This window comes from Nocardiopsis tropica (assembly GCF_042660575.1).
Lineage (GTDB): Bacteria > Actinomycetota > Actinomycetes > Streptosporangiales > Streptosporangiaceae > Nocardiopsis > Nocardiopsis tropica.
Genome location: NZ_JBHSUF010000019.1, coordinates 99773 through 113498, shown reverse-complemented (window position 1 = coordinate 113498; position 13726 = coordinate 99773). Strand labels below are relative to the sequence as shown.

11 protein-coding genes are annotated in these 13726 nt (G+C 73.1%); 6 read left to right on the top strand and 5 right to left on the bottom strand.

All coding sequences use genetic code 11. From position 1 onward, the window contains the following. Positions 1-132: 132 nt before the first annotated feature. The 3 genes from plsX to ACFQBR_RS26240 all read left to right on the top strand — a co-directional run bounded on the left by plsX (position 133) and on the right by ACFQBR_RS26240 (position 4034). Positions 133-1269: a phosphate acyltransferase PlsX gene (gene plsX, locus ACFQBR_RS26250; protein WP_344179895.1), complete on the top strand. Its 1137-nt coding sequence runs from the start codon at positions 133-135 to the stop codon at positions 1267-1269. Positions 1270-1381: 112 nt separating this feature from the next. Beyond that, positions 1382-3127: an arginine--tRNA ligase gene (argS, locus tag ACFQBR_RS26245; RefSeq protein ID WP_267947974.1), complete on the top strand. Its 1746-nt coding sequence runs from the start codon at positions 1382-1384 to the stop codon at positions 3125-3127. Between the two features lie 301 nt (positions 3128-3428). Continuing rightward, positions 3429-4034 (top strand): YceI family protein, encoded by a 606-nt coding sequence (locus ACFQBR_RS26240; RefSeq protein ID WP_267947973.1) that lies wholly within the window; start codon positions 3429-3431, stop codon positions 4032-4034. Between the two features lie 91 nt (positions 4035-4125). On the opposite strand, the gene ACFQBR_RS26235 is transcribed toward ACFQBR_RS26240, so the two are convergent. Continuing rightward, positions 4126-5082 (bottom strand): ribokinase, encoded by a 957-nt coding sequence (locus tag ACFQBR_RS26235; RefSeq protein ID WP_344179899.1) that lies wholly within the window; start codon positions 5080-5082, stop codon positions 4126-4128. Beyond that, on the bottom strand, positions 5079-5912 hold the full coding sequence (locus tag ACFQBR_RS26230; protein WP_344179901.1) for an exodeoxyribonuclease III: 834 nt from the start codon (positions 5910-5912) through the stop codon (positions 5079-5081). Before ACFQBR_RS26230 ends, ACFQBR_RS26235 begins: the two co-directional genes overlap by 4 nt. Positions 5913-6350: 438 nt before the next feature. On the opposite strand from ACFQBR_RS26230, the gene ACFQBR_RS26225 reads away from it, so the two are divergent. Further along, positions 6351-7577 (top strand): winged helix-turn-helix domain-containing protein, encoded by a 1227-nt coding sequence (locus ACFQBR_RS26225; RefSeq protein WP_344179903.1) that lies wholly within the window; start codon positions 6351-6353, stop codon positions 7575-7577. 75 nt (positions 7578-7652) lie between these two features. Here the strand turns inward: ACFQBR_RS26225 and ACFQBR_RS26220 are convergent, their stop codons facing one another. Both ACFQBR_RS26220 and ACFQBR_RS26215 read right to left on the bottom strand, forming a co-directional pair. Next, on the bottom strand, positions 7653-8795 hold the full coding sequence (locus ACFQBR_RS26220; protein ID WP_267947969.1) for an acetyl-CoA C-acetyltransferase: 1143 nt from the start codon (positions 8793-8795) through the stop codon (positions 7653-7655). A 79-nt stretch (positions 8796-8874) separates the two neighbouring features. Continuing rightward, entirely contained in the window at positions 8875-10905 is a 2031-nt protein-coding gene (locus ACFQBR_RS26215) for an MDR family MFS transporter (RefSeq protein WP_344179905.1), read from the bottom strand. A 197-nt stretch (positions 10906-11102) separates the two neighbouring features. Here ACFQBR_RS26215 and ACFQBR_RS26210 point away from each other — a divergent pair, with 197 nt between their 5' ends. Beyond that, complete coding sequence (locus tag ACFQBR_RS26210; protein ID WP_267947967.1) at positions 11103-12245, top strand: acyl-CoA dehydrogenase family protein; 1143 nt, start codon at positions 11103-11105, stop codon at positions 12243-12245. Positions 12246-12277: 32 nt separating this feature from the next. After that, positions 12278-12445, top strand: coding sequence for a hypothetical protein (locus ACFQBR_RS26205; protein WP_267947966.1), 168 nt, complete (start codon positions 12278-12280; stop codon positions 12443-12445). A 100-nt stretch (positions 12446-12545) separates the two neighbouring features. On the opposite strand, the gene ACFQBR_RS26200 is transcribed toward ACFQBR_RS26205, so the two are convergent. Next, the gene (locus tag ACFQBR_RS26200; RefSeq protein WP_344179907.1) at positions 12546-13385 is read right to left on the bottom strand and encodes an NPP1 family protein; all 840 of its coding nucleotides are present in this window, start codon (positions 13383-13385) and stop codon (positions 12546-12548) included. Between the last annotated feature and the right edge of the window lie 341 nt (positions 13386-13726).

Here is a 13726-nt window from a genome sequence, read left to right as displayed (position 1 = left end):
GCGAACCGGTAGCGTGGCACCACACCCTCGCGCGCCCCTGGCCCCCACGTGCCCTCCGGCGCCGCCGGAACAACGGGACCTGCGCGCACACAGTGCGGAACGCCCACCACGACCCGTGAGGGAAGCACCGAGTTGACTGGTACATCCGACGCGGAAGCGCCCGCCCCATCCCGCACCTCTCCGCCGATCATCGCCGTGGACGCCATGGGTGGTGACAACGCGCCCTCCGAGATCGTGAAGGGCGCCGTCATGGCCGTCCGCGAACTCGGGCTCCGTGTGCTCCTCGTGGGCAGGCGCACCGAGATCGCCGCCCTCCTCGCCGAGGAGGGCGCCCTGCGGGACATCCCCGTCGTCCACGCCGAGGACAACCTGGCCATGCACGAGGGCGCCCTCGCCAGCTGGCGCCGCCCCCGCTCCAGCGCGGCCGTCTCCTGCCGCCTCATCCGGCGCGGCGACGCCGACGCCCTCGTCTCCGCGGGCTCCACCGGCGGCATCGTCGCGACGTCCACCGTCCGCCTGCGCACCCAGCCCGGGGTCCTGCGCCCCGCCCTCGCCGTGACGCTCCCCACCGGCGAGACGCCGACGATCATGGTGGACGCCGGGGCCAACGCCGACGCCAAGCCCGAGATGCTCGTCCAGTTCGCCCACCTGGGCTGCGCCTACGCCCAGACCGCGTTCGGCGTGCGCCGTCCGCGCGTGGGCCTGCTGACCATCGGGTCCGAGCCGGGCAAGGGCAACAAGCTCGTCCGCAGAGCCACCGAGCTGCTGTCCGCGACGGCGGAGGGCTCCCCGTCCATGGACTTCCGCGGCAACATCGAGGGCCACGACCTCCTCGCCCGCAAGGTCGACGTGGTGGTCACCGACGGCCACACCGGCAACGTCGCCCTCAAGTCCGTGGAGGGCACCGCCGCCTTCGCCATGGACCTCGTCCGCGACGCGCTGACCTCCACCGCCGCGGCCAAGGCCGGGGCCCTGCTCCAGCGCAGGGCGCTCCGCCGCCTGCGCGAACGGCTCGACAGCGAGACCTACGGCGGCGCCGCCCTCCTCGGCCTCAACGGAACCGTGGTCATCGCCCACGGCGGCAGCCACGCCAAGGGCGTCGCCCGGGCCTGCCAGCTGGCGCACGACCTGGCCGGCGGCCGCATCGGCGAGCAGATCCGCCGCCGGGTGCACCACCGCTCCTCCAACTGGCTCCACCGCCTGGCCCAGTCCGAGGCCCCGCCCCCGTCCCCTCCCGGCGCCCTGCCGCCGGCCCCGGAGGGCCGCTGAGCGGGATCCGGGCCGGGCCTCGCGCCCCGCTCCCGGGCGCAGGAGAGGGCCCCGTGCCGTGTCACCTCGCGAGGGGCGGGGACAGGGGGCTCAGGTCGGTACGCTTAGGGGCATGGCCGACCCGCAGGAAGTACTCTCGCGACGGGTCCAGTCCGCCCTCGGCGCCGCCTTCGGCCCCGAGTTCGCCGACACCGACCCCGTCATCCGCCCGTCCCAGTTCGCCGACTACCAGGCGAACGCCGCCCTCGCGCTCGCCAAGCGCCTGGGCCGAAAGCCGCGCGAGGTCTCCGCGGCGATCATGGAGCACCTCGACGTGGCCGACGTCTGCCGCGCCGTCGAGGTGAGCGGGCCGGGCTTCATCAACCTGACGCTGCGCGAGGACTGGATCGCGGACCAGACCCGCCTGCTCCTGGAGGACCCGCGCGTGGGCGTCCCCGTCCAGGAGCGCCTCGACATCCCCCTCGACTACTCCGCGCCCAACGTGGCCAAGGAGATGCACGTCGGGCACCTGCGCACCACCGTGGTCGGCGACTCCCTCGCCCGCACCCTGGAGTTCCTGGGCCACAACGTCATCCGGCAGAACCACATCGGCGACTGGGGCACCCCCTTCGGCATGCTCATCGAGCACCTGCTGGAGGTCGGCGAGGAGTCCGCCGAGGCGGACCTGCTCACCAGCGACCCCAACGCCTTCTACCAGTCGGCGCGCACCAAGTTCGACTCCTCCGGGCCCGGCGCGGACGACTTCGCCGCGCGTGCGCGCCGCCGGGTGGTGGCCCTCCAGGGCGGGGACGAGGAGACCCTGCGCCTGTGGCGCGAGCTCGTCGGGCTGTCCAGGGTCTACTTCAACAAGGTGTACGCCAAGCTCGGGGTGACCCTCACCGACGACGACCTCGCCGGGGAGAGCACCTACAACGCCGTGCTCGCCGACGTCTGCGACGAGCTGGAGGCCAAGGGCATCGCGGAGGTCAGCGAGGGCGCGCTCTGCGTGTTCCTGGAGGGCTTCATCGGCCGCGAGGACAAGCCGGTCCCCCTGATCATCCGCAAGAGCGACGGCGGCTACGGCTACGCCACCACCGACCTGGCGACCGTCCGCCACCGCGTGGAGGACCTCAAGGCCGACCGCATCCTGTACGTGGTCGGCGCCCCGCAGGCCATGCACTTCAAGATGGTGTGGGCGACCGCCCGCAAGGCCGGGTGGCTGCCGGACGGCGTCGAGGTCACCCACGTGCAGATCGGCAACGTGCTCGGCGGCGACGGCAAGATCCTGCGGACCCGCAGCGGCGCGCCCGTCCGCCTGATGGCGCTGCTGGACGAGGCCGTCGAGCGGGCCGCCGCCGTCGTGGCGGAGAACCGCCCCGACCTCGGCGCCGAGGAGCAGGCCGAGATCGCCCGCCAGGTGGGCATCGGCGCGGTCAAGTACGCGGACCTGTCGGTCTCCCACGACACCGAGTACACGTTCGACTTCGACCGCATGCTGGCCCTGACCGGCAACACCGGCCCCTACCTCCAGTACGCGCAGGCGCGGATCCGGTCCATCTTCCGCAAGGGCGGGCTGGACCTGTCCTCACCCCGGGGCGGGATCACCGTCTCCGAGGGCGCGGAGCGCGACCTCGCGCTCAAGCTGCTGGAGTTCGGCGCCGTGGTGGAGCAGGTCGGCGCCCTGCTCCAGCCGCACCGCCTCTCCGCGTACCTGTTCGAGCTGGCGCAGACGCTCACGGCGTTCTACGAGCACTGCCCGGTGCTGACCGCCCCGACCGAGGCCGAGCGCGAGTCGCGCCTGGCGCTGGTGTCGGTGGCCTTCCGGGTCCTGGTGCAGGGCCTGGACCTGCTGGGCGTGGAGGCTCCCGAGCACATGTAGCGGCGGCGGACCGCACCGGTCCGGCACGCAGCACGACCACCGGACCCGAGGGGGCCGGGGCGGACGACCGCCCCGGCCCCCTCCGCCGTCCGCGGGCACGCCTGGCCGGTTCCGGCCCCGCTCCCGGCCCGGGGCCGCGAAGGGGTGACGTGCCTCGTCAGCGGGGGTTTCGCCGCCGTCGGGGACGACAGAGTCCAATGTCTCGTGCCAGGTCGCGCCAGAACTTCGCGTTCCGGGTGGACGTCAGACCTAAGGTATGTGGACAAAAGCCACAGACCGGACAAATAGGGAGCAAATGGCTATGACATCCACCCCCGAGATCGGACCGGGGCCGGGCACCTGGTACCTGGACCCGCTCCACTCCAGCTTGATCTTCGTCGCCCACTACCTGCGCTTCGGCCGGGTCCAGGGCACGTTCGGACGGGCGCGCGGGCATGTGCTCGTCACCGGGGACCCCGCGCGGTCCGAGGTGGAGGTCGTCCTCGACGCGGCCAGCGTCAACACCGGCGTGGGCGCGCGCGACGCCCACCTGCGCTCGGCCGACTTCCTGGACGTGGACCACCACCCCGAGATCCGCTTCGCCTCCACCGGGCTGGAGCCGAGCCGGCGCGGACAGCACTCCTTCCGGCTGTTCGGCGACCTGACCATCCACGGGACGACCCTCCCGGTCACCCTCGACTCCCAGTGGGTCGGCGAGTCCCCGGACTACGTGTCGCCCGCCGACACCTACGGGCACTTCTTCTCCGCGAACACCCGGATCCGCCTCTCCGACTTCGGCGTGGGCGACGGCGGCGAGGTCCCGTGGGGCGGCCGGCTCGTCGGCGACACCGTCGACATCGTGCTGGAGGTCCGCCTCCAGAACCAGGACCCGCGCCCGTTCCTCCAGCAGATCGGGCACACGGCCTGAGGGGCGCCCGTCCCGGGAACCGCACGGGGCGAGCGCCGACACGTCCCGGGACCGTCCCCCGGAACCCGTCCGCCCCCGCCCCGGACCGGCCTCAGGCGACGCCGCCGAGCAGCGCCTCGACCTCCTCGCGGGTGGGCATGGACGAACTGGCGCCGGGCCGCTGGACCGAGAGCGACGCCGCCGCCGCGGCGAACGCCATCGCCTCCTCCGGCGACCGGCCCTCCGCCCTCGCCACCGCGAACGAACCGCAGAAGGTGTCCCCCGCGGCCGTGGTGTCCACCGCCCTCACCTGCCGTGCGGGCGAGGCCACCGCCGCCCCGCCCCTGCGGCCGTGGAGCGAGCCGCCCTCGCCCAGGGTCAGCAGCACCTCCGGGACCAGCTCCAGCAGGGCGGCCAGCGCCTCGCGCGGGTCCGTGCGGCCGGTGATCGCGGCCGCCTCGTGCTGGTTGGGGACCAGGACGTCCACCGACTCCAGCAGCTCCGCGGGCAGGTCGCGCGCGGGGGCCGGGGTCAGGTAGACCGGCACACCGAGCGCGCGGCCGGTCCGCGCCGCGGAGACCACGGCCTCCATCGGCAGTTCGAGCTGGAGCAGCAGGGCCGCGCTCCCCTCGATGAGCGCCGCGTCGCCGTCGGCCACGCCGGCGACCCCGCCGTTGGCGCCGGGGACGACGATGATCGAGTTGCCTCCCTTGCCGTCCACGACGATGTGGGCGACGCCCGACACCCCGGGGACCGTGCGCAGACCGGACACGCCGACCCCGGCGGCTGCCAGGTTGGCGCGCAGCTCCTCGCCGAAGGCGTCGTCGCCCACCGCTCCGAGGAAGGCCACGTCGGCCCCCGCCCGTGCCGCGGCCACCGCCTGGTTGGCGCCCTTGCCGCCGGGCACCTGGCGGAAGTCGGTGCCCGTCACGGTCTCACCGCTCGCGGGCACCTCGTCCACGTAGGCGACCAGGTCCATGTTGACGCTGCCGAAGACGGCCACGCGCGGCGCGCCGCCGGCGGTGCCCCCGCCGTCCGTGGTCCCGACCGCTCTGCTCCCGGCGCTCATGCCCCGGCCTCCTTCACCTTGGCGACGGACGCTCCGTCGTTCCCGTCGAGCCCCACGATGACCGGTGCGTGGTCGGAGGCCCCCTTGCCCTTGCGCTCCTCGCGGTCGATGCTCGCGCCGCTCACGCGGGAGGCGAGCGCCGGGGAGGCGAGGACGAAGTCGATGCGCATGCCCCTGCGCTTGGGAAAGGCCAGCCCCTTGTAGTCCCAGTAGGTGTACACGCCGGGTCCCGGGGTGTGCTCCCGGACGACCTCGCGGAACCCCGCGCCGACGAGCTCCTCGAAGGCCGCGCGCTCGGGCGCGGTGACGTGGGTGCTGCCCTCGAACGCGGCCATGTCCCACACGTCGTCGTCCTGCGGGGCGATGTTGAAGTCGCCGACGTAGGCGATCTGCGCGTCGGGGTCCTGCGCGAGGCGCGCGGCGCCCGCCTCGCGCAGCGCCTTCAGCCAGCGCAGCTTGTAGGCGTAGTGGGGGTGGTCGACCTCGCGGCCGTTGGGCACGTACAGGCTCCACACCTGGACACCGCCGCACGTCGCCCCGACGGCGCGCGCCTCGGACTCCTCGGGGTCGCCGTATCCGGGCTGGCCGGGGAAGCCGACCCGCACGTCCTCCAGTCCGACGCGGGAGGCGATCGCGACCCCGTTCCACTGGGAGAGGCCGTGGTGGGCGACCTCGTAGCCGCGGTCGGTGAAGACGGAGGCCGGGAACTGGTCGTCCCTGGCCTTGGTCTCCTGGATGGCGAGGACGTCGACGTCGCTCCGGTCCAGCCAGGCCCCGATCCGGTCGACCCTGGCCCTGGCACTGTTCACATTCCAAGTCGCGATACGCACAGCAGAAGGCTAGGCCATGGAGGGGGCCCGGGTGTTCGACGCGGGCTGTGCACGAGGGGGGAACGCCCAGCTGGGCGGGCAGGAACAGAAGGTGCCCCGGTGCGGCCGTCCTCCGCACCGGGGCGTGTGCGACTCCCGGCACGTGTCCGGTCGTTCGTGTCGCCTCTGTTGTGACGGCCGGGACCCCCTCGGGGTTCGCATTGGGCCAAAGGTTTTTTCCACGGAACCGCCGTGCGCGGCCACGGCGAGTCGTCGATCCGCGCGTCACCGGGCACGACGGCGGCGGCCACGTGACGCAGGACACACCGACCGGAGGGGCGGGCGCCGGCGCCCGCCGACCTCCCGGCTCCGGCGCCGACCGGTCCGCGGAAGGCCCGTCCCCGCCCCGGCGCCGACCGCGGCGGGCCGACTGTCGCCACCGGGGGCTACCGTGGCGGCATGGCTGAACCGCACCCCCGCCGAGACGCGGACCTCTCCCTCTCCCAGGCGCGCAGGATCGCCCTCGCCGCCCAGGGCTTCGCCGACCCGCGGCCCAAGGGGAGGGCGACCCTGTCCCACCTGGCCCGGGTGGTGCGCCGGGTGGGGATCCTCCAGATCGACAGCGTGAACGTGCTCGCCCGCAGCCAGTACCTGCCCGTGTTCGCCCGCCTGGGGAGCTACGACACCGCGCTGCTGGACCGGGCCGCCACCACGGCCGCGGGGGCGGGCGGCGCGCGCCTGGTGGAGTGCTGGGCCCACGAGGCCAGCCTGGTGCCGCCGGCCACGCGGCAGCTCATGCGCCACCGGATGGACCGCAACCGCGCCCAGACCCGGGTCGGCTGGATGAACGGCATCCGGGAGGAGCGGCCCGAACTCCTGAAGGCGGTCCTGGAGGAGGTCGTCCGGATCGGCCCGGCCACCGCCCGCGGCGTGGAGGCCGCCCTCGCGCACGACGCGCCGCGCGCCAAGGACCACTGGGGCTGGAACTGGTCCGACGTCAAGAAGTGCCTGGAGTACCTGTTCTGGATCGGCGACCTGACCTCCAACGGGCGCAACTCGCAGTTCGAGCGGCTCTACGACCTGCCCGAGCGGGTCCTCCCGCCGGAGGTGCGCGACGCCCCGCCCACCACGCCCGAGGAGGCGCACCGGGAGCTGGTGTCCATCGCCGCGCGCACGCACGGCGTCGCCACCGAGCCCTGCCTCCGCGACTACTTCCGGCTCAAGTCCGCCGAGTCCAGGCCCGCCGTGGCCGACCTCGTGGACTCCGGTGAGCTGGTCCCGGTGCGGGTGGAGGGCTGGAACCGCCCCGCCTACCTGCACCGGGACGCCCGGGTGCCCCGCTCGATGGCGGCCCGGGCGCTGCTCAGCCCGTTCGACTCCCTGGTGTGGACGCGCGACCGCGCCGAGGAGCTGTTCGGGTTCCGCTACCGGCTGGAGATCTACGTGCCCGCCGCCAAGCGGGTGCACGGCTACTACGTGCTGCCGTTCCTGCTGGGCGAGGACCTGGTCGCGCGGGTGGACCTCAAGGCGGACCGCGCGTCGGGGACGCTCCTGGCCCAGAGGATCACCCTGGAGGACGGCGCCCCCGCCGACACCGTGCCGGAGCTGGTGGAGCAGCTGGCCGGGATGGCCGCCTGGCTGGGGCTGGAGAACGGCGTCGGGGGCCCCGCCCTGGCCCGCCGGTGAGCGGCGGGCGCGGACGGCGGGTCCGGGGCGGGGGCCGCGCGCCCGCGGGCGGGCACGCGGCCCCGGCGCTCCGGGTCAGACGCGTTCGATGACGGTGACGTTGGCCTGGCCGCCGCCCTCGCACATGGTCTGGAGGCCGTAGCGTCCGCCGGTCCTGTGCAGCTCGGCGATCAGCTTGGTCATCAGGATCGAGCCGGTGGCGCCCAGCGGGTGGCCCAGGGCGATCGCGCCGCCGTTCGGGTTGACCTTGGCCGGGTCGGCGCCCAGCTCCTCGATCCACGACAGCGGCACGGGGGCGAACGCCTCGTTGATCTCGGTGACGTCGATGTCGTCGATGCCCAGCCCGGCCTTGGCCAGGGCGACCCTGGTCGCGGGGATGGGCGCGGTGAGCATGTACACGGGGTCGTCGCCGACCAGGGCCAGCTGGACGACGCGGGCCAGCGGGGTCAGCCCGTGCTGCTCGATCGCGCGCTCGGACGCGATGAGCAGCGCTCCCGCGCCCACGGAGATCTGGCTCGCGACGGCCGCGGTGAGCTCCCACCCCTCGCGCAGCGGCTTGAGGGCGGCCATCTTCTCCAGGGTGGTGTCGGCGCGGACGCCCTCGTCCCGGCTCACCCCGGCGAGGGGGGCGATCTGGTCGTCGAAGCGCCCCTCCTCCTGCGCGGCGGCGGCGCGCCGGTGGCTCTCCAGGGCGAACTCCTCCAGCCGCTCGCGCTTGTAGCCCCACTTCTCGCACATGAGCTGGGCGCCGCGGAACTGGGAGATCTCCTGGAGGCCGTAGCGCCCGGTCCAGCCCTCGCCGTAGAGGGGGAGGTCGTTGTCGAGGGCGAACTGGACGTTGGCGCCCATGGGGACCATGCCCATGTTCTCGACGCCGGCGGCCACGACCAGGTCCTGGGTGCCGGACATGACGCCCTGGGCGGCGAAGTGGACGGCCTGCTGCGAGGAGCCGCACTGGCGGTCGACCGTGACGCCGGGGACGCTCTCGGGGAGGCCGGCGGAGAGCCACGCGGTGCGGGCCAGGTCGAGGGCCTGGGGGCCCGCCTGGCTGACCACGCCCATGACCACGTCCTCGACGGCGGCGGGGTCGACCCCGGTGCGCCGGACGAGCTCCTTGAGCACGTGCGCGCCCAGGTCCGCCGGGTGCACGGCGGCGAGGGCGCCCTTCCTGGTACCGACGGGGGTGCGTACTGCGCCGACGATGTATGCCTCGGCCACGGTGTCCTCCAAGAGCGTGGGTGACGATAACCGAACTGTATTCGGTTCCCTGGATCCGGCAAGCCCCGCCCCCGTGCTGCTACAGCCGGTGGGCCCCCTCGCCGAGGCGCGAGGCGTCCCCCTCGTCGCCGAGGGTGTCCGCGGTCATCCGCTCCAGGGCGGCGACCACCTCCGGGTGCTCCCCGGGCCCGTAGTCGGCCAGCAGCGAGCGCAGCGCGGTGCGCTGGGCGTCGAACACCTGCCGGGCCGCGTCCGCCCCGCGCCGGTTCAGCTCCCAGGCCCCGCCCCCGCCCGTCAGGTATCCGGCCTCCTCCAGCTCCCGGCGCACACCCTCCCAGGCGTCCTCGCCCAGCCCCGACATCCGTGCGAGCTCCGTCCCGGTGAGCGGCCCGGTGACGCCGAGGTGGCTGAGCGCCCAGCACGCGCGCGGCGAGATCTCCAGCCCCGCCGCCTCGCGCAGGCGCCCGTACATCTCGTCCGCGCCCTCCCTGCCGCAGGCCCGGTACACCTCGCGCTCGACGTGCTCCATCGCGCTGCGGCTCCCCGCGGCGACGGGCGGGATCGACTCGTCCAGCCCGGGGGAGCCGACGGTGGTGCGCAGGGGCACCTGCCGCAGGAACAGCGCGAGCACGAACCCGGCCGCCGCCACCGGCACCGCCCACAGGAACACGGTGTCCACGGAGTCGGCGTAGGCCTGGAGGAACGACGCCTGCGCCTCCGGGGGCAGCCGGTCCAGACTGCGGGGGTCGCTCTCCAGGGACGCCGGGTCCACCCCCGGCGGCAGCCGGATCTCCCCGGCGCGGGCCGCCAGGTTCGCCGCCAGCTGCCCGGAGAAGACCGCCCCGAACACGGCCGTGCCGAACGAGCCGCCGATCGACCGGAAGAACGTCGCCGAGGAGGTGGCCACCCCGAGGTCCGCGTAGTCGGCCGCGTTCTGCACGACCACGACCACCACCTGCATCACCAGCCCCAGGCCGAACCCCAGGACGAAGAAGTAGAACCCCATCTCCCAGAGCGAGCTCTCGGGGCCGAGGCGGGAGAGGAGCAGCAGTCCGAGCGAGGTGACGGCCATGCCCACCACGGGATAGGCCTTGTAGTGGCCGGTGCGGGTGACCAGGCGACCGCTGGTGATCGAGGTGAGGAACATGCCCAGCACCATCGGGATCAGGTGGAGGCCGGAGGCCGTCGGGGACAGGCCGTGCACGATCTGGAGGAACAGCGGCAGGAACGCCATCGACCCCATCATCGCGAAGCCCACGCAGAACCCGATGGCCATGGCGACCACGATGGTCGGGTTGCGGAACAGGCTGAGCGGCATGACCGGGTCGGCGGCCCTCCTCGCGGTCAGCCACCATCCGACACCGAGGACGGCGCCCGCGACGGCGAGCCCCACGACCTGGGGCGAGGCCCACGGGTAGACGCTGCCGCCCCAGGCCGCCACCAGGGTGAGGCACACGGCGGTGGCGGCCAGCAGGAGGATCCCGGCGTAGTCGACCCGGCGCCGACCGGTCGGCGTGCTGGCGGGCAGCACCGCCAGCACCGTGGCGAACGCGAGGACCCCCAGGGGAAGGTTCACGTAGAACACCCACCGCCAGGTCAGGTGGTCGACGAACAGGCCGCCGAGCAGGGGCCCCGCCACGCTGGAGATGCCGAAGACGGCACCGAACAGCCCCTGGTACTTCCCCCGCTCCCGGGGCGAGACGACGTCGCCGATGATCGCGGAGGCGAGCACCATCAGCCCTCCCCCTCCGAGCCCCTGCACCGCCCGGAAGACGATGAGCTGGAGCATGTCCTGCGCGATGCCGCACAGGGCGGAGCCGACCAGGAAGATCCCGATGCACAGGAGGAAGAGCCGCTTGCGGCCGAACTGGTCGCCGAGCTTGCCCCACAGCGGGGTGACGGCGGTGACGGCGAGCAGGTAGGCGGTGATCACCCACGACAGGTGGTTGAGCCCGCCGAGCTCGGACACGATCGTCGGCAGCGCGGTGGAGACGATCGTCTGGTCCAGGGCGGCCAGGAGCACGGTGAGCATCAGCGCGGTCATGATCACCGCGATCCTGCCGCCCCGGTGCTCCCTGCGTTCCCGGTGGTCGGCCTCGTGCTGCGCCATCGGCTCTCCCCCGTGTCGGGCCGCGCACGGCTCACGGCCCCGCTGCGGCCACAGTAGGAACCCGGGAGCTCCCGTGAGCGGGGAACCGCCCACCGGAACAGGAACTTTGCCGTGGCTTGGAGCCGCCCCTTCAAAACCGAATATGGTTCGGTTACTGTGGCGTCAGCCAGTGATCCCCGACACGTCCGGAGCAGAGCATGAAGCGGGAACTCTTCGACGCCGACCACGACCTCTTCCGCGCATCGGTGGCCGAGTTCCTCGAGCGCGAGGTCGTCCCCTTCCACGCGCAGTGGGAGAAGGACGGGATCGTCCCGCGCGAGGTGTGGACCCGGGCGGGCGAGGTGGGGCTCCTCGGCCACGGCGTGCCGGAGGAGTACGGGGGCACCGGCCTGGACGACTACCGGTACAACGCCGTCGTCAACGAGGAGATCTGCCGGGCCCGCGCCAGCGGCCTCGGGATGACCCTCCAGAACGACGTCATGGCGCCGTACATGGTCAAGCTGACCGACGACGAGCAGAAGCGCCGCTGGCTGCCCGGATTCGCCTCGGGCCAGCTGATCGCCGCCATCGCCATGACCGAGCCCGGCACCGGCAGCGACCTCCAGGGCATCCGGACGTCGGCGGTCCGCGACGGCGACGCGTACGTGGTCAACGGCTCCAAGACCTTCATCACCAACGGCGTCAACGCCGACCTGGTGATCGTGGTCTGCCGGACCGACCCCGACGCGGGAGCGCAGGGCTTCTCCCTCCTCATGGTCCAGCGCGGCATGCCCGGCTTCAGCCGGGGCCGCAACCTGGACAAGATCGGCATGAAGGCGCAGGACACCGCCGAGCTGTTCTTCGACGACGTGCGCGTCCCCGCGGCCAACCTGATCGGCACGGAGGGCCAGGGCTTCATCCACCTCATGGAGAACCTGCCGCAGGAGCGCCTGTCCATCGCCACCTGCGCGGTCGCCTCCGCCGGCGCCGTGCTGGAGCACACCGTCGAGTACTGCCGGGAGCGCACCGCCTTCGGGCGTCCGATTGGGCGGTTCCAGAACAGTCGTTTTGTTCTGGCCGAGATTGCCACCGAGGTCGACATGGCCCGCACCTACGTGGATCGGGGCATCCAGCTGCTCAACCGGGGTGAGCTGACCGTCGAGGACGCCGCCATGGCCAAGTGGTGGACCACCGAGATGTGCAACAGGGCCGTGGACCGGTGCCTCCAGCTTCACGGCGGGTACGGGTACATGATGGAATACCCCGTGGCACAGGCTTGGCAGGACACCCGCGTCCAGACGATCTACGGTGGCACCACCGAGATCATGAAGGAGATCGTGGGACGCGGCCTCGGCCTGTGACCTGACAACCCCCTGGAAGGGTCGGAGCAGTCATGAGCGGTGCGTGGGACGGCCTCATCGTCATGGGCCTGCTGGTCGTGCTGCTCGTGATCGGCGTGCGCAGACTCCGGCCCAGGATCCACATCCCCTGGGCGACCAGCGGGATCGTGGTCTTCTTCGTCTTCGTGTGCCTGCTGCTCTGGGCGTGGTCCTGGCGGTAGGGACGGCGCGCCGCCTGCCCCGCCACGGCGGGGCGGAGCACGGACGCGGCCGGCGGGTCCCGCCCGTCGCGCGACGGGGCGGGCGCCCGGCGACCGCGGTCTAGGCGTAGGGGTCGAACTCGATGCCGTCGGGCTGCGCCCTGGCCAGCGCCCCCGGGAACGAGCCGTCCCTGAGGTCGAGCTGCGCGCTCCCGTAGTCCGCCGACGTGAACGCCTCCCGGATGCCCGGCGGGTAGTGGTCCCAGCTCACCAGGTCCGGGTACTGCCACACGCCGTAGTGGTTCTCCGGCGGGTCGTCGTGCCCGGCCGCGAACCGGAAGGCGTGGGTGGAGGCGCCGTCCTTGTGGTAGACGATCTTGGGGTGGGTGCCCTCCCACAGCACCTCGGACGCCGGCCTCGTGTCGTAGTCGCCGTGCGCCGACGCCGAGACGTGGCGCGCTTCGTCGTCGAACACCCACACCACGACGTGTTCGAGGTCGTGCCGGTGTCCGCAGCAGCCGTGGACGGTCTGGTCCTTCTCGAAGTAGAGCGCGTACATGTACGCGCACCATCCGCTCGCGTCGCACTTGGAGCGCGAATACGAGTTCGTGTTGTCGAGGTCGGAACGGTCACGGCAGTTGCCGTTCAGGGCGCCGGAGGTCTTCAGCCCCTCGGCGATGGTCCCGTCCGATCCGATGGCGGGGGACGAATAGCAGCCGTCGGTGTCGTAGTCGAAGGCGGGCTGCCATTTCCCGTCCGCCTCCGCGTGGCTCGCCGGAAGCGCGGGGGGCGGCGCCGCGAAGGCGTGGGCCGGGAGCGCGACGACCAGCGCCAGGGCCCCGACGAGGGAGCGGAGGGCCAGGCGCGGGACACGGCGGCCTGCCCTCCTCGCGGCTCCGGCCCCCGTGGCGGGGGAGGGAGCCCTGCGGTCCGCCGGGACGCGTGGGGAACGGGGACCCACGCCCCTCCGGGCGGACTCGGCGATTCTCGGACCTGCAGAATTGGTACGGGGAACCACTTCTGCTTCTTCCATCGATGTCCTCCACTCCCTGCCCGGGAATCGGTTCATCTTTTTCTGTTGTCGTCGGACAAATTAACCGCGACGGTCGTCCACGACAAGAAGGGCAGGGCGGAAAACGCATTGTTCTCCGGGAATTCGACGCCCGGCCGACCGCACGGCGGGGGACGCCCGGGGGGAGCTGGCGGGGGCGGCGCCGCGTCCGCCGGGTCCGGGAGACGGTGGGAGGGGCGGGACCGCAGGGGCCCGCGGAACCGCTGGGACGCACGGGGCCCCCGTGTCAC

Bases quoted from the DNA above. Each gene is read 5' to 3' on its own strand.
- argS (WP_267947974.1), top strand. From the start codon at position 1,382: ATGGCCGACCCGCAGGAAGTACTCTCGCGACGGGTCCAGTCCGCCCTC.
- ACFQBR_RS26240 (WP_267947973.1), top strand. From the start codon at position 3,429: ATGACATCCACCCCCGAGATCGGACCGGGGCCGGGCACCTGGTACCTG.
- ACFQBR_RS26235 (WP_344179899.1), bottom strand. From the start codon at position 5,082: ATGAGCGCCGGGAGCAGAGCGGTCGGGACCACGGACGGCGGGGGCACC.
- ACFQBR_RS26225 (WP_344179903.1), top strand. From the start codon at position 6,351: ATGGCTGAACCGCACCCCCGCCGAGACGCGGACCTCTCCCTCTCCCAG.
- ACFQBR_RS26215 (WP_344179905.1), bottom strand. From the start codon at position 10,905: ATGGCGCAGCACGAGGCCGACCACCGGGAACGCAGGGAGCACCGGGGC.
- ACFQBR_RS26210 (WP_267947967.1), top strand. From the start codon at position 11,103: ATGAAGCGGGAACTCTTCGACGCCGACCACGACCTCTTCCGCGCATCG.
- ACFQBR_RS26205 (WP_267947966.1), top strand. From the start codon at position 12,278: ATGAGCGGTGCGTGGGACGGCCTCATCGTCATGGGCCTGCTGGTCGTG.